The organism is Bacillus sp. 1735sda2 (assembly GCF_024159245.1).
Classification (GTDB): domain Bacteria; phylum Bacillota; class Bacilli; order Bacillales; family Bacillaceae; genus Bacillus; species Bacillus pumilus_O.
Genome location: NZ_JAMYWZ010000001.1, coordinates 2666908 through 2683740 on the forward strand (window position 1 = coordinate 2666908; position 16833 = coordinate 2683740).

At 42.2% G+C, this 16833-nt stretch carries 14 protein-coding genes; 1 reads left to right on the forward strand and 13 read right to left on the reverse strand.

The annotated features are described in order from the left end of the window. Positions 1–161: 161 nt before the first annotated feature. Genes hemL through hemA form a run of 6 tightly spaced genes read right to left on the reverse strand, consistent with a single transcriptional unit; the run spans position 162 to position 6420 of the window. Entirely contained in the window at positions 162–1454 is a 1293-nt protein-coding gene (gene hemL, locus NKR21_RS13925) for a glutamate-1-semialdehyde 2,1-aminomutase (protein WP_144455723.1), read from the reverse strand. Positions 1455–1481: 27 nt separating this feature from the next. Next, a complete protein-coding gene (hemB, locus tag NKR21_RS13930) occupies positions 1482–2453 on the reverse strand; it encodes a porphobilinogen synthase (RefSeq protein WP_144455721.1) in 972 nt (323 codons plus the stop codon). Then, positions 2450–3241 carry a uroporphyrinogen-III synthase gene (locus tag NKR21_RS13935; RefSeq protein ID WP_088002237.1) on the reverse strand — a complete coding sequence of 264 codons (792 nt, stop codon included), beginning with the start codon at positions 3239–3241 and terminating at the stop codon, positions 2450–2452. Before NKR21_RS13935 ends, hemB begins: the two co-directional genes overlap by 4 nt. Then, entirely contained in the window at positions 3238–4173 is a 936-nt protein-coding gene (gene hemC, locus NKR21_RS13940) for a hydroxymethylbilane synthase (protein ID WP_012010778.1), read from the reverse strand. Before hemC ends, NKR21_RS13935 begins: the two co-directional genes overlap by 4 nt. A gap of 41 nt (positions 4174–4214) precedes the next feature. Continuing rightward, on the reverse strand, positions 4215–5045 hold the full coding sequence (locus NKR21_RS13945) for a cytochrome c biogenesis protein (RefSeq protein WP_144455719.1): 831 nt from the start codon (positions 5043–5045) through the stop codon (positions 4215–4217). Between the two features lie 7 nt (positions 5046–5052). After that, complete coding sequence (hemA, locus tag NKR21_RS13950) at positions 5053–6420, reverse strand: glutamyl-tRNA reductase (RefSeq protein WP_012010780.1); 1368 nt, start codon at positions 6418–6420, stop codon at positions 5053–5055. Positions 6421–6662: 242 nt separating this feature from the next. Here hemA and NKR21_RS13955 point away from each other — a divergent pair, with 242 nt between their 5' ends. After that, positions 6663–7148, forward strand: a complete 486-nt coding sequence (locus NKR21_RS13955; protein WP_012010781.1) for a hypothetical protein — start codon at positions 6663–6665, stop codon at positions 7146–7148. A gap of 43 nt (positions 7149–7191) precedes the next feature. Here the strand turns inward: NKR21_RS13955 and yihA are convergent, their stop codons facing one another. From yihA to leuD, 7 genes are all read right to left on the reverse strand, one after another. Next, the gene (gene yihA, locus NKR21_RS13960) at positions 7192–7779 is read right to left on the reverse strand and encodes a ribosome biogenesis GTP-binding protein YihA/YsxC (protein WP_012010782.1); all 588 of its coding nucleotides are present in this window, start codon (positions 7777–7779) and stop codon (positions 7192–7194) included. Next, the gene (gene lon, locus NKR21_RS13965; protein WP_012010783.1) at positions 7776–10100 is read right to left on the reverse strand and encodes an endopeptidase La; all 2325 of its coding nucleotides are present in this window, start codon (positions 10098–10100) and stop codon (positions 7776–7778) included. The genes yihA and lon overlap by 4 nt, the downstream gene beginning before the upstream one ends. Positions 10101–10271: 171 nt before the next feature. Next, the gene (gene lonB / locus NKR21_RS13970) at positions 10272–11933 is read right to left on the reverse strand and encodes an ATP-dependent protease LonB (RefSeq protein WP_144455717.1); all 1662 of its coding nucleotides are present in this window, start codon (positions 11931–11933) and stop codon (positions 10272–10274) included. 136 nt (positions 11934–12069) lie between these two features. Continuing rightward, positions 12070–13335: an ATP-dependent protease ATP-binding subunit ClpX gene (gene clpX, locus NKR21_RS13975; protein ID WP_012010785.1), complete on the reverse strand. Its 1266-nt coding sequence runs from the start codon at positions 13333–13335 to the stop codon at positions 12070–12072. A gap of 251 nt (positions 13336–13586) precedes the next feature. Continuing rightward, a complete protein-coding gene (gene tig / locus NKR21_RS13980; RefSeq protein ID WP_144455715.1) occupies positions 13587–14861 on the reverse strand; it encodes a trigger factor in 1275 nt (424 codons plus the stop codon). A 239-nt stretch (positions 14862–15100) separates the two neighbouring features. Then, entirely contained in the window at positions 15101–16108 is a 1008-nt protein-coding gene (gene ddcA / locus NKR21_RS13985) for a DNA damage checkpoint antagonist DdcA (RefSeq protein WP_012010787.1), read from the reverse strand. Positions 16109–16233: 125 nt separating this feature from the next. Continuing rightward, entirely contained in the window at positions 16234–16833 is a 600-nt protein-coding gene (gene leuD / locus NKR21_RS13990) for a 3-isopropylmalate dehydratase small subunit (RefSeq protein WP_003216415.1), read from the reverse strand.

Sequence of the window (16833 nt, forward strand, 5' to 3'; positions counted from 1 at the left end):
GTCCTGCGCGCAGGTGCTCACGAATATCAATTCGCTCCGCTCCAGTGCTCGACCTTCCTAGACTTCAAAGGTTTTCAATTCACGCTGAAAAGAAGACAAAAGGCTGAAAACAAGCCTTGTGTCATGATCAAAAGCCGATATGTCTCCATATCGGCTTTCGTTTATCGACGTAGTTTTTGAAATACTTTTTCCACTGTCTCAATCGTATATTCGATGTCTTCATCTGTATGGGCTGTTGACAGGAACAGTCCTTCGAATTGAGAAGGCGGAAGGAAGATACCGTGATCGGCCATTTCCTTGTAAAATTCAGCAAATAAAGCGAGATCAGCATTTTTGGCTATGTCATAATTGATCACTTCTTCATCTGTAAAGAAGAATCCAATCATCGAACCCGCACGGTTAAACGTTAATGGAATTCCGTGTGTTTTCGCCGCATTTGAAATACCTTCTTCCAGCCGGTCTCCTTTTCGTCTAAACTCTTCGTAAGACTCAGGTGTCAGCTGTTTTAAGGTTTCTAAGCCTGCTGTCATCGCAAGTGGGTTACCAGATAACGTTCCTGCTTGATAAATTGGACCGCTTGGCGCAATTTGTCTCATAATATCCGCTCTTCCGCCATAAGCACCGACCGGGAGACCGCCACCAATCACTTTACCAAGACACGTCAGATCAGGTGTGACGCCAAAGTAGCCTTGCGCGCAGTGATAATCCACACGGAAACCGGTCATGACCTCATCAAAAATGAGTAAGGCTCCGTATTGCTCTGTGATATCTCTCAGACCTTGTAAGAAACCGTCTTGCGGAGGGACAACGCCCATATTTCCTGCAACCGGCTCCACAATCACTCCTGCAATATCGTCCCCAAACTCCTGAAATGCAACTTGAATGCTTTCTAAATCATTATAAGGCACTGTGATCGTATTGCTTGCAGTCCCTTCAGGTACACCTGGACTATCTGGAAGCCCAAGCGTTGCGACGCCTGAACCTGCTTTAATGAGCAAAGAATCCCCGTGGCCATGATAGCAGCCTTCAAATTTCACAATTTTATTTCTGCCTGTAAAGCCTCGAGCTAGACGAAGTGCACTCATCGTTGCCTCTGTACCAGAGCTGACCATACGAATGACTTCAATAGAAGGAACCCGCTCTGATACAAGCTTAGCTAATTCATTTTCAACTAATGTGGAAGCACCAAAGCTTGTCCCCTTTTCTGCAACTCGCTGAATGCTTTCAACCACACGGTCATTCGTATGCCCTAAAATAAGCGGCCCCCATGATAAGACATAATCGATGTATTCATTCCCATCAATATCATATATCTTGGCGCCTTTCCCCCACTCCATAAAAATCGGATCTGTGTTCACTGATTTAAATGCACGCACAGGGCTGTTGACACCACCAGGCATTAAATGCTGTGCTTCTTCAAATGCTTGCTTTGATTTTTCATAGCTACGTCCCATTTCAACGTCCTCCTGTCTATCCGTTCTTTATTCTGAGAGCCATTTTGCTGCATCTTTTGCATGATACGTAATGATGAGTTCTGCTCCTGCACGTTTCATGCTTGTCAGCATTTCAAGAACAAGCTCTTTTTCAGAAATCCACCCATTTTGAGCAGCGGCTTTGACCATTGCATATTCTCCGCTCACATTGTAAGCAACAACAGGGAGTGTAAATTCATTTTTCACATCACGCATAATATCTAAATAAGAAAGGGATGGTTTCACAATGAGGAAGTCAGCTCCCTCTTCTACGTCAGATTGCGCTTCTCTTAATGCTTCTAAACGGTTTGCAGGGTCCATTTGGTATGTTTTACGATCTCCAAACTGCGGTGTGCTATGCGCTGCGTCACGAAACGGACCATAAAACGCACTTGCATATTTCACAGCATATGACATGACGGGTACATGAATAAAGCCAGCTTCATCAAGCGCCTCACGAATGGCCACAACAAATCCATCCATCATATTAGAAGGAGCAATGATATCTGCACCTGCGCTTGCTTGACTAACAGCGGTTTTCGCTAATAGCTGAAGTGATTCATCATTTAAAATTTCTCCATCTTCAACAATTCCGCAATGTCCATGATCTGTATATTGGCATAAGCAAGTGTCTGCTATGACCACAAGCTCAGGGAAATGCTTTTTGATCTCAATCGTCGCTCTTTGCACAATGCCATGGTCGTGATACGCCTCACTGCCCACATGGTCTTTATGATCTGGAACACCAAATACAATAATTGATTTGATACCTAGGTCGACAAGCTCTTGGACTTCTTCTTTTACAAGGTCCACTGAAATGTGATAAACACCCGGCATTGAAGAAACTTCTTTTCGGACATTTTCACCCTCTACAAAAAAGATCGGATAAATGAAATCAGATGGTCTTAAAAAGGTTTCTCTGACTAATTCTCTCATTCCTGCGCTTGTCCGCAGTCTGCGGTGTCTGTTAAATTTCATCATTTATTCAACTTCCTTTCAGATAAACGGCACATCAATTCAAGCATTCCGTCTATCGTATAAGTATCTGGGGTTTCAGAAGAAATCCCGTATTGAAGCAGTGCCTCTTTTGTTAGAGGACCGATCGTCACAAAACAAGTGTCAGAAGCAGCTAGATTCGCTGCATCTGCCTCCATGGCATGCATAAATGAATGGACAGTCGATGAGCTCGTAAATGTTATAAAATCAAATGATTGCTTCGTCATTGCCGTTTTAAGAGCGGCAATCCCTTCCTCATCCTTGACCGTTTCATATAAAATCCATTCCTTTACTTCTATGCCAAGTGGAACAAGCGTTTTCTTCACGACATCTCGAGACAGGTGTCCTTTTGCTACAAACACACGCTCTCCTAGCTGCACATGGTCAAGCAGCGCATCAGCGAGCTCTTCCGCTATGAATCGTTCTGGTACGACATCCACCTTCAAGCCGTGCTGCTCAAGGTAGGCAGAGGTTTTCTCACCTACCGCAGCCACTTTCAAATGGGATAAACTTTTATGTAAATGATGGTCCTCTATGTAGCTCAGAAAAAAAGACGCACCATTTACACTTGTGAAAACAAGCCATTGGCTATTTTCTAAGTCTTTTAAAAAGGCCTGCGCTTTTTCATTTGTGAGCGTAGGCTCAAACCGAATAAGAGAGGTTAAAATAGCATGGCCGTTCAGCTCTTCAATCTTCTGCTGAAACACACCCGCTTGACGTTCATTTCGAGTGACAAGCACCGTCTGTCCGTGAAGCGATTGGCCTATGGTCATTGGGATGACAGATCCTTTTTCACCTTGTCGATTAAGTCCTTTGCTCCCTTATCAGCCATCTGCTTCGCACATGCTGTTCCAATTGCCTCAGGGTCAGTGCCTGATACTGTTTCTCGAATAATCGTATGTCCATCAGCAGATGCCACAAGACCCGTCAGTTCAATTTCATCGCGCTCATTCATCGTTGCATATCCAGCAATCGGCACCTGACAGCTGCCATCCATTTGTTTGAGGAAGGCTCGTTCAGCGAGAACCGTTTTCTTTGTGTATTCATTCGTAAATTGAGCGAGGAGCTGCAACAGCTCTTCATCATCTCCGCGGCACTCAATTGACAAAGCGCCTTGGCCAACTGCGGGCAGACAAGTCTCAGGAGATAAAAATTCAGACACAACCTCTTTACTCCAGCCCATTCTGGACAGACCAGCAGCCGCTAAAATAATGGCATCATATTCTTCATTTTTCAGCTTTTCCAATCGTGTATCAATGTTTCCTCGAATCCATTTGATGTTCAGATCTGGTCTTTCCTGAAGAAGCTGGGCACTACGCCGTAAGCTGCTTGTTCCCACAATTGCCCCCTTCGGCAGCTCATGTAGATGCAGATGATCCTTCGAAATAAGAGCGTCCCTTACATCTTCACGTTCAGGAATACAGCCAATGACTAATCCTTCAGGAAGAGCAGCCGGCATATCCTTCATACTGTGAACTGCCATATCGATGTCGTGATTCAGCATCGCCTGTTCAATTTCTTTGACAAACAGTCCTTTTCCGCCAACCTTTGATAAGGTTACATCTAAAATTTGATCACCCTTTGTCACAATCTCTTTTATTTCAAAAGAATAAGAAGGGTTTAGTTCAGACAGCTTTTGAATGACCCATTTTGTTTGTGTAATTGCAAGCTTACTTCTTCTAGAACCTACTTTAATTGTACGCAATTCGTCTTCCTCCCGACAATGCCCTTAAGACTCATCATTATTTATTGAAACCAATGAAAGGTTGATAAGCTACCAAGCAGAAAATAATTGATCATAAGCACAAGGAATGAACCGATATTCCATAGTGCCACGACTTTGCCCTGCATATTTCTCACCAATCTGATATATAAGTAAACCCCATATAAAAACAGCATAATAAACGAACCAAGCACCTTTGCATCTGTCCAGTACAACGTATCATACGAAACATATGCCCAAATGATGCCAAGAATCAAACTAAGTAAGAGCATCGGCACGCCAATAATGTTTAATACGTATGCCATATGATCAAGCTTCGATAAATCTTCAATTCTTAGAAGCCATTTCCCCCATTTTTTCTTTTTCAGCAAACGATATTGAAAGAGATAGAGAAGAGAGAAAGCAAATGACAGTGAAAAGGCACCGTATGATAAAATCGCCATTGTAATATGGATCACTAGCAATTCACTCGTCAGCTTCCCCGTTAGCTCTGCTGAGTGAAGATCAGATGGTGTAAAGGTGTGAATCGCCATCAAGGAAAAACCGATGACATTTGTAAAAAAGACGATAAATTCAACACGAAGTACTTTTGTGAGAACAAGTGAAAGTGTCACAAGCACCCACGTATAAAAATATAACCCCTCTGCTACATTCAACACAGGGAATCGGTCTGTTTCCATCATAATATAGAACATGTAGACTGTTTGCAGCAGCCAGACAATAGAAAGCAACCAGAAAGCTATTTTTCCAGCCTTCCGGTTGTGTTGAAGAAAATCTATGAAATAGAACAAGACACTTAGTGCATAGATCAAGGTCGTCGCTTCATTGAGTCTCGCTACAATGGATTCCAACATCGCTTAATCACTCACTAGCAACTGTAGCAAAGCCTTGTGCCATATTTGGTTTGAACAGCTGAAATGACCCTTGCTCCACCTGCACCGGCTCGACCTTTTGCTCTTCATCTTCAACCTGTAAATCAAAGATTTCTTTAAAGAGTAAAAGTTTTTCCTCTGCATTCGGCTCCGCGGCAATTTCTTTTGCCTTTAAGATAGGATCTTTCAGCATTTGATTGATAATGCTTTTCGTATGTTTATTTAATAGCTTCATTTCACGGTGTGTGAGATTCGGAAGCTTTCGCTCAATACTCTGCATCGTATCCGCTTGAATCGTCAGCGCTTTTTCTCTAAGTGCAGAAATGACAGGAACCACACCAAGCGTATTCAGCCATTGCTTAAATTCGACAATTTCGGCTTCAATGAGTAGCTCAACCTGCTCAGCCACCGCACGGCGTTCTTTTAAGTTCGCTGCCACGATGCCCTCAAGGTCATCAATGTCATACAAAAAAGCACCTTCTACTTCAGAAATGGCTGGATCTAGATCACGTGGCACAGCAATATCCACCATAAATAGTGGTCTGCCCTTCCGCTTTTTATTCGCACTTTCAACCATTTCTTTTGTAATGACAAATTGTTTCGCACCAGTGGAGCTAATTAAAATGTCCGCTTCGGATAATGTTTTTTCCAATTGGTTTAAGCTTTTAGGCTCTCCTGAAAAACGTCCCGCCAATTCTTTTGCTTTCTCATACGTTCGATTGATAACCGTTACTTGACCAATTCCTTGACCTTGAAGGTTTTGAGCCGCTAGTTCGCCCATTTTACCCGCACCAAGAATCAGGACATGTTTATCAGAAAGACGTCCAAAGATTTTTTTGGCAAGCTCGACAGCTGCATAGCTGACAGACACAGCATTAGACGCAATGTCTGTTTCCGCATGAGAGCGTTTTGCAACGGTGACCGCCTGTTTAAACAAATAATTGAAAACGGTACCAATGGTCTTCTCCTCTTGAGCTACTTTAAAGCTAGAGCGCACTTGACCAAGTATTTGTGTTTCGCCAATCACCATGGAATCAAGTCCACAGGCCACACGGAATAAATGCTCGACCGCTCCATCATTTTCATAGAACTTCAAATATGGCGAGACATCTTCCTTTTCCAAACCGAACCAATCAGCTAAAAATCTTTTTATATAAAACCGTCCAGTATGAAGCTGATCTACCACTGCGTAGATCTCTGTTCGATTACATGTTGAGATGACGATATTCTCTAGAATGCTTTTTTCTTCTTTAAGCTTGGACATCGCTGTTCCGAGCTCGCTCGGTTCAAAGCTCAGCTGTTCCCGTATCTCAACAGGGGCTGTTTTATAATCTAAACCCACAACAAGAATATGCATAACTTCAGCTTGCACCCCCAACGCCCTGTCTAATTTATAATAATTACAATATAGAATTTATTATTTATAATGATTATAACATATATTCATTTTTAACTGGATGAAAATTGTGAACAGATTTCAAAAATGTTGTGATATAGTAGAAAAATGTTCGACATCCATTATGCCATATCATCACTTCAAGCAATTTACCAGATTTGGCGCGTGCGGACAAATGATCTGCTTAAAAGAAGGTGACATCTTTGAAGAAGAAATCCATTTTGCTGCCGCTCACTTTGCTGGCTGTAGCGCTATATGCCATTCTCTCCGGAGGTCAATTTGACATTTGGAAGGAGCAAGAGAAATGGTATACACTCATACTGCTTTTTGGCCTTGCTTTCTTATATCAAGGAAAGAAGGAGCAAGAAAGCGCTCATGTGTTTATCGGTATGCTGATGACGGGCCTTTCGCTACACTTTATTCTTCAGCCAAAATTGGACTACTGGCCAGACACATTTACGATGATTGTATTCATCGTTGGACTTGCCCTTTTTGTGAAATCCTCTCAGAAAAAAGAATATCGTATTGAAAGTGTTGTTCTCATTGCACTCGGTCTGTTCCTTTATTTCTTTCAGCAAATTACAAAACAGCTAAGTTCCCTTTCGATCCCTACTTCCGGTTTTGAATTGTACTGGCCTTATGTACTGATAGCTGTCAGTCTCCTCTTATTATTTTTAAAAAGGAAATAACTTATACAATAAAAAGGCATCTGCTCATGACAGATGCCTTTTTTTATTTATTAATCTTTGCAAGGATGGCATTCCAGGCTTCGTCTTTTCCCTTTTTTGTTTCAGAAGAGAATAGGACTAGTTCATCTGATGGGGCAATGTCAAGCGTCTGTTTGACGACTTTCGCATGTTTTTCCCATTTGCCTTTTGGAATTTTGTCCGCCTTTGTTGCGATGACGATCACAGGAACTCCGTAATATTTCAGGAATTCATACATGTTCACATCATCTACTGATGGCTTATGACGCAGGTCCACAATTTGGACGACTGCTTTTAATTCTTCACGCATTGTAATATACGTTTCGATCATTCTACCCCAGGCCTCGCGCTCTGTCTTTGACACTTTAGCAAAGCCGTAACCTGGAACGTCCACAAAATGGAGCATATCATTGATGATGTAGAAATTAAGCGTTTGGGTCTTACCTGGTTTAGAAGACGTACGCGCTAAATTTTTACGATTAATCAATGAGTTGATGAACGAGGATTTCCCAACATTTGATCGTCCAGCAAGAGCGATTTCAGGCAGTCCCCCGCTTGGGTACTGCTCTGGTTTAACCGCACTAATGACGATATCTGATTTTGTTACTTTCATCTTCCCTCTCCTACCAACGCTTTCTCAAGCACCTCATCTAAATGCGAGACCGGAATAAAGGTTAGTCCTTCTCTCACACTTTCAGGAATATCATCAATATCCTTCTCATTGTCCTTTGGAAGAATAATGGTTTTCAGTCCTGCGCGATGTGCACCTAATGCTTTTTCTTTTAGTCCGCCAATTGGAAGCACTCTTCCTCTTAGCGTAATCTCTCCTGTCATACCAACCTCTTTTGACACAGGTCGTCCTGTGAGGGCTGATACAAGAGCCGTCGCAATGGTGATACCAGCTGATGGCCCGTCCTTTGGAACCGCACCCTCTGGAACATGGATATGAATATCATGCTTTTCATTAAAATTAGGATCAATGTTCAGTTCATCTGCCTTCGAACGAATATAACTGAATGCCGCCTGTGCAGATTCTCTCATGACATCACCTAGCTTACCTGTTAACAACAGCTTGCCTTTACCCGGAGAAAGCGATACCTCAATCGACAAGGTGTCCCCCCCAACAGTCGTATACGCAAGTCCTGTAACAACTCCCACTTGGTCTGTCGTTTCAGCCTGACCATAACGGTAAAGTCTTTTTCCGAGAAATTCAGATAAGTTCTTTTCCGTCACTGTGATGCGTTTGCGGTCTTCAGCCACAATTGCTCTTGCTGCTTTACGGCATATCGCCGCAAGCTGACGCTCTAATCCACGAACACCCGCTTCTCTTGTGTAATAGCGAATCGTATCATAAATCGCGGCTTCACGAAGCTGCAAGTTCCCTTTCTTTAATCCGTGCTCCTTTAGCTGCTTCGGCAGAAGATGGTCTTTCACAATTTCTGCTTTTTCAACCTCTGTATACCCTGCAATCGTGATAATCTCCATTCTATCACGAAGTGGACCTGGAATGGTTGCTAAATTGTTGGCAGTGGCAATAAACAACACTTGAGACAAATCAAATGTTTCTTCAATATAGTGATCACTGAAGTTATGATTTTGCTCTGGATCTAAGACTTCAAGCATTGCAGAAGATGGATCACCTCTAAAATCAGAGGACATCTTATCAATTTCATCTAAAAGGAAAACCGGATTCATCGTTCCTGCCTTGCTCATTCCGCGAATGATACGTCCTGGCATTGCCCCTACATACGTTCTTCTATGTCCACGAATCTCAGACTCATCGCGAACACCGCCAAGGGAAACACGGATAAACTTTCGGTCAAGTGATTTGGCAATCGATTTGGCAAGTGACGTTTTCCCGACTCCTGGAGGTCCTGCTAAACAAAGAATCGGTCCTTTTAAAGAATTGGTCAGCTTTTGTACAGCAAGATATTCAAGTACTCGTTCTTTGACCTTTTCCAGCCCGTGATGCTCATCATCTAAAATTTCACTTGCAATTTTTAAATCGAGACGATCTTCTGTATAGATACCCCACGGGAGGCCAATCAGCCAATCAATATAATTTCGAATCACAGAGCTCTCAGCAGAGCTTGAAGGAATTTTTTCATAACGGTTCAATTCTTTGAGCGCCGTTTCACGAACAGAATCTGGCATGCTCGATTCTTCGATTTTAGACATTAAAGAACTGACTTCGCCAGTTTTCCCTTCTTTGTCTCCAAGCTCCTTTTGAATGGCTTTCATTTGTTCACGTAAATAATATTCTTTTTGCGTCCGTTCCATTGAACGTTTCACGCGCTGCCCGATTTTCTTTTCAATCTCGAGTACTTCTTTTTCATTGTGAATTAAGCTGATGACCCGGTTCAGCCGTTTTTTAACATCCACTGTTTCGAGCACTTCTTGTTTGTCCTTTAATTTAAGCGGTAGGTGAGAAGCAACGATATCTGCCATTCTCCCCGGTTCCTCAATATCTGTTACTGTTGCATATGTTTCAGCTGAGATTTTTTTTGAAATTTTTATGTATTGATCAAAGTGATCTAACAATGTACGCATGAGGGCTTCTGCTTCTGCGTCCTTTAATTCTTCTTCTGCCAATTCTTTAATGTCGACGGACGTATAGTCCTCCAGCTCGACATATGATTCGATCTGTGCTCGATTTAGGCCTTCAACGAGTACACGAATCGTTCCATTTGGCAGCTTCAGCATTTGTTTAATTTTTGTGTAGGTGCCGACTTTGAAAATTTCCTCTTCACCTGGTTCATCTATTGAAATTTCCCGCTGTGTTGCTAGAAAAATCATATGATCGTTCATCATTGCCTGTTCTAATGCTTGAACAGACTTTTCGCGTCCAACGTCCAAATGCAAGACCATTGTTGGATAAACAAGCAAACCTCGCAATGGAAGGAGCGGAACATTCTTTTTGATTTCATCTGCCATGTTGATTGACACCTCCGTCACTAGTATGAATCATTATAATATACCTGTTTCAGTCTTGTACAATGTAAAAGACTTGAGAAATGTTGATCTTACCGTAGTATACCCTTTCTTTTTATCTTGAAAAAGAAAAAAAGATCTATTTCACTAAAAAATCCCCATATGTGATGGGGATTAAACAGATTTTCTTTTCATTTCGTCTTCTAGTCCATCTTTCTTCTCGTCTGGCGGGTTGACCAGACACTGATCCAGCACCTCTTGGAAGTGCTTCACAGGCACAATGGTGACCCCTTCAATCTCCTTTAAGATCGACTGCTGATTGTCATAAGGAATAATGACGGTTGTGGCACCAGCCTGCTTCGCTGCCTTAATCTTTGGTATCACACCACCGATTGGCTTCACCTGACCCTGCAATCCGATTTCACCCGTCATGGCTGTCAGATGATCAATCGGAATTTGATGTATGGCTGAGAAGATTGCGGTCGCCATGGCAATCCCAGCAGACGGTCCATCAATTGGGGCACCGCCTGGAAAATTAATATGGATGTCATATTCATTTGTCCGAATGCCTAAATTTCGAAGCACCGTTAATACATTTTCAACTGACCCTTTCGCCATACTTTTTCGCCGAATAGATTTTGACTGATTGCCAATGCTTTCTTCTTCTGCAATGCCTGTAATGTTAATACTGCCTTTCTCAAGTGCCTTACAGATATTCACTTCAATCTCAAGCAGGGCACCGCTGTTTGGTCCATAAACAGCCAGTCCATTGACGACCCCCACTTTTGGCTTTTCCGGTACTTTTTGTTCATATCTTGGTGTCAGCTGGCTTGAATGAATGACCCATTCTACATCTTCAATCGTGATGTCTTTTCGGTTTTCCGTCACCGCCATACCAGCGGCAATCTGCACCATGTTGACCGCTTCACGTCCATTTTTCACATAGGAGGTTAACAAGTTCAGCCCTTCATCACTTAATTCCTTTTGAATTTTTTGGACAGCCTTAGCAGCGACGATTTTCAGTTCATGCTGGTCAAGGTCTTTAAAGAAAATTTCCAGACATCTTGACCGAATCGCTGGTGGAATTTCGTCAGGTGTTCTTGTCGTCGCACCAATTAATCGAAAATCAGCCGGAAGCCCATTTTGGAAAATATCATGAATGTGATTCGGGATCTGGGTATTTTCTTCACTGTAGTAAGCACTGTCTAAAAAGACTTTCCGATCTTCCAGCACTTTGAGCATTTTGTTCATTTGAATCGGATGCAGCTCGCCAATTTCATCGATAAACAGAACACCGCCATGAGCATGTGTGACGGCTCCTTGTTTCGGCTGCGGAATGCCTGCCTGCCCCATTGCTCCAGCCCCTTGGTAAATGGGGTCATGCACGGAACCAATAAGCGGGTCTGCAATGCCTCGTTCATCGAATCTTGCGGTTGTGGCATCGAGCTCTACAAAGACCGCATCTTTTTTAAATGGTGAATCAGCGTGACACTTCGCTTCTTCCATCACAAGACGGGCAGCGGCTGTTTTACCGACTCCCGGTGGTCCGTAAACGATGACATGCTGTGGGTTCGGTCCGCATAGTGCCGCTTTTAGTGCACGAATGCCGTCTTCCTGCCCCACGATATCTTGAAACCCCTTTGGCCGGACTCTCTCTGACAAGGGTTCACTCAGCTTGATTGACCGCATCTTTCTGAGTGCTTCCATTTCTTTCTTTGACTCTTTGTCTATCGTCACCTTTTGTGTGCGCTGATTTCTCAGTAAGTTCCAAAAGTACAGCCCGATGACGATACCAAAGAACAGTTGTATGAATAATACGATTCCTGTCCAGCTCAATCGGTGCTCCCTCCTTCATCTATCGTATGTATTGGTTTCTGTCTGCTAGTATTTCCTAGAGCTGGACGGAATAAACACAACTTCCACGATAAATAAAAAACTCCTGAATCAAAAAGATTCAGGAGTGAGACAACTCTTATGCAGATGTTTTCGTATCTTTATTGACGACTGTGCCGTCCTTTAACACAAGACGCGGCGACTCGCCATCAGCAACCGTTGCACCAGTGATGACACATTTTTCAATATCGTCACGTGATGGAAGGTCAAACATCACATCAAGCATGATGCCTTCAATGATTGAACGAAGACCACGAGCTCCTGTTTTACGCTCAATTGCTTTTTTCGCAATTTCGCTAAGAGCATCTTCTTCAAATTCTAGCTCTACATCATCAAGCTCAAGCATTTTTGTATACTGCTTAACGAGTGCATTTTTAGGCTTCGTCAAGATCTCTACAAGTGCTTTTTCATCTAACGGCTCTAGGCTTGCAATAACCGGCAAGCGGCCGATGAATTCTGGGATTAAACCGAAACGAAGCAAGTCTTCTGGGAGTACTTTTGATAGAAGGACTTCTTTTTCAAGATCTTCGATTTTATTTTCCGCACCGAATCCAATGACTTTTTGACCTAGGCGACGTTTGATGATTTGCTCAATGCCGTCAAAGGCTCCACCACAAATAAAGAGGATATTTGTCGTATCGATTTGAATGAATTCTTGATGAGGATGCTTACGTCCACCTTGAGGCGGTACACTAGCAACAGTTCCTTCAAGAATTTTCAGTAGTGCTTGCTGAACACCTTCCCCAGATACATCACGAGTGATAGAAGGGTTTTCTGATTTTCTTGCTACTTTATCGATTTCATCGATGTAGATAATGCCTTTTTCAGCTTTTTCTACATCATAATCGGCTGCTTGGATCAGCTTTAGTAAAATATTCTCTACGTCTTCACCAACATAACCTGCTTCAGTTAGTGATGTTGCATCTGCAATCGCAAATGGCACATTTAAAATACGAGCAAGCGTTTGAGCAAGTAATGTTTTACCGCTTCCTGTTGGCCCAATCATAGAGATATTACTTTTCGAAAGCTCAACATCATCAATCTTACTGTTTGAATTGATCCGTTTATAGTGATTATAAACCGCTACAGCTAAGGATTTCTTCGCATTTTCTTGACCGATGACATATTCATCAAGAATCTCCCGAATTTCATGAGGCTTCGGAACATCCTTGAATTCAACTTCTTCCTCAGTGCCGAGCTCTTCTTCAACTATTTCCGTGCAAAGCTCGATACATTCATCACATATATATACGCCAGGTCCTGCGACCAGTTTACGCACTTGATCTTGCGTTTTTCCGCAAAACGAGCATTTTAATTGACCTTTTTCCTCGTTGAATTTAAACATTCTTTCACCCCTTATTCTTCTTCACTTGCCTGTAGCTAACAGTCAGCTACCTTTCTGGGTCCAGTATGTATGCATTTTACCATACTTTCCTAAAAGACGGTAATGATGTGTTTCTAACACTGCACATCGAGATATGTATAACAGAAAGATGCGACTTACACTATCGTTTCCAAAAGAAGCGATGATAAGTCAAAAATTGTACAAAACAAGGCACGAGTCACTCGCGCCCTGTTTTATTATTATGCACCATATTAACGGTTTTCTACAAGAAAATCAATTGCTTTGCGAACTTTTAGATCTTCTTTCATTGCTTCAGTAGATCCGATCGCTTGTTTGATGTTTTCAATTGGCATGTTGTATGCTTCAGCCATTTTTGAAAGCTCTTCTTCTACTTCTTCATCAGACACTTGTAAGTTTTCTGCAGCAGCAATTGCTTCAAGTGTTAGGTTAGATTTTACGCGTTTAGCAGCATCTTCTTTCATTTGCTCTTTAAGCGCATCTTCATCTTGTCCTGAGAATTGGAAGTAAAGCTCAAGGTTCATTCCTTGCATTTGAAGGCGTTGTTCGAATTCTTTCATCATACGGTCTAGCTCTGTGTCAACCATCGCTTGTGGGATGTCAACTTCCGCATTTTCAGAAGCTTTCTCAACTAGCTCATCACGAAGTTTACCTTCTGCTTCGTTTTCTTTCGCTTCTTCAAGACGTTTCTTTGTTTTTTCAGTTAGTTCAGCAAGCGTTTCTACTTCTTCATCAACATCTTTCGCGAACTCATCGTCAAGTGCTGGAAGTTCTTTTGCTTTGATTTCGTGAATTTTCACTTTGAATACAGCTGGTTTACCTGCAAGGTCTTCAGCGTGGTATTCTTCTGGGAAAGTGACTTCTACGTCTTTTTCAGCGCCTGCTTCAAGACCAACTAATTGCTCTTCGAAACCAGGGATGAATGAACCAGAACCTACTTCAAGAGAGTAGTTCTCAGCTTTTCCGCCTTCGAATGCTTCTCCATCAACGAATCCTTCGAAATCAAGAACAACTGTATCGCCGTTTTCGATTGCGCCTTCTTCTTTGACAACAAGCTCAGCTTGACGGTTTTGCATGCCTTTTAACTCTTCTTGTACATCTTCATCAGTGACAGTAGCGTCGTCTTTTTCTACGTTAAGACCTTTGTAGTCACCAAGTTTCACTTCAGGCTTCACCGTTACTTTTGCAGTGAAGATCAAGCTTTCGCCTTTTTCGATTTTCTCAACATCGATTTCAGGACGATCAACTGGATCGATACCAGCTTCGTCGATTGCTTTTGGATACTCAACTGGAAGAAGAATATCTAATGCATCTTGATAAAGAGATTCTACACCAAAACGCTGTTCGAAAAGACCACGTGGTACTTTCCCTTTACGGAATCCAGGGATCGATACTTGCTTGACAACTTTCTTAAACGCATCATCAAGTGCTTTGTTAAATGTTTCAGCATCAACTTCTACAGTTAAGACGCCTTCGTTACCTTCTTGTTTTTCCCATTTTACTGACATGTGTGTTTCCCTCCAAAAATCTATTCAGATTGTGCGTTGTTACATTCTAAAGCATCATAAAGACTTCGTCCAATTAAAAACCACGCACGCCGCTAAAGAAGCGGTATTATGTATACAACTTTTGACTTGATTATACATATCGTCTTTCAACCATTGGAATCGACAACTGCACGATATATGCACAAATACAACCATTATATTATAACATAACAAGACCGTCTTTCAACTAAATCGACAAATTACAAATAAGAAATTTCTTCAATATCTTTCAGCATTGTGCAAGCTTCTCTCAGCTCTCGTTCATCAAATTCATACAATAGATGTAATTCTTCGAGGTCAATCTCGATCCCATGCATTTCATAGCCGACTTTATGAAGTGCTGCTGCCCAAAGATTCGGATCTGTATATTTAGGTAGAAATGGATATAGGACAAATAAGTGCCGGCGCCATAACTCTTCCACACCTTGGTAAAGGGTTGGGTTCTCATTGCCGAGTGTGTCATCGAGCTTACGAAGAACTTGCTGAAGCAGTGGCATTTGCTCTGGCTTAACAGCCTCAGAAGGAACAAGCGTTAACGAATCACCGAACTTCGTCACATGAACCGGCTTTGCCACATCATGATCTGACAGTAGCTGCAGGATCAATGATTTGACCAAAGGGTTTCCATCAGGCTTTTGTAGGATCGTATTTAATAGACCCATATGCGGCGTGATGTTTCGATCTTTCAGCGAATGGATGAACTGCACCTGCTCTTCTGGCCGTTCGAGCATATCATCTATATTGATTTCGCCGCCGTCATCATCGTCTTCATCTAAAATTTGTTCAGGCGATTCGATCATCTTTCTACTAAATTCGAGCAGCTTGTAAAAATGCTCTGCGCTTTCTGCTGGAAGGTGGTTTTCCTCAAGTACTGCTTCAATTGTCTGCTTCACTTCTTCATATTCTTTCAGCTGAATTAAGATTGTCATATATACTTGAAGCACGGTGAAGTAATGACCATATCCTTCATGCAGCATCTTTTCACACACACGCTTTGCATCCTGTAGCTCGCCCAGCTCTAGAAAACAAATCGCCATGCCGAGATGAATATCGGATTCTTCATCATCATCATAAGATTTTGCTTCTGAAAACAAGTGAAGCGCCTCTTGATACTGTTTATCTTTTAATGCTGCCATTCCTTTTTCAATCAGTCTTTCTTTCAGACCAGGAAACAAAATGACATTATCTTTCTTCTTGTCATGTTTCATGCTTACGTTCCTTTCGGGCGCATATTTTTTATCAGTTTACCAACGAAGGTTGGTAAACACAAGTAGCGAGAGGTTTTCATGCAAAAAAGAAGCCGTCACACCTCGGGCGGACGGCTTCTTGTTGTTTACGCACGCAGCCAGCTGCTGCGCTTATCTTCAAATGCTTGAATGTCATCTTCTAGTAGTAAAGTTAATGAGATCTCATCATAGCCATTCAGGAGCATTTCTCTCCAGTGAGGATCCACATCAAAAGGAGTGATATTCCCTTCGTGATCTTCTATTTGCTGTTTTTCAAGATCAACTGTCATCTCATACCCTTTGTTCTCATATGACGCAGCGAATGTTTTCCACACATCATAATCAAGACGAATTGGAAGCATCCCATTTTTAAAGCAGTTTTGGTGAAAAATATCTGCGAATGATGGTGCGATGACAATTTTGAATCCATAATCATCAAGTGCCCAAGGGGCATGTTCCCTTGATGATCCGCAGCCAAAGTTTTCTCCTGCGATCAAAATGGATGAACCTTCATAAATCGGCTGATTCAGTTCGAAATCAGGATTTGGGCTGCCATCGGCTAAATACCGCCAGTCAAAAAAGGCAAACCGACCATAGCCTGTTCGTTCAATTCTTTTCAAAAATTGCTTCGGAATAATTTGATCTGTATCTACGTTGATACGGTTAAGCACAGCGGCTTTTCCTTTGTGTGTAACTAAAGGCTCCAT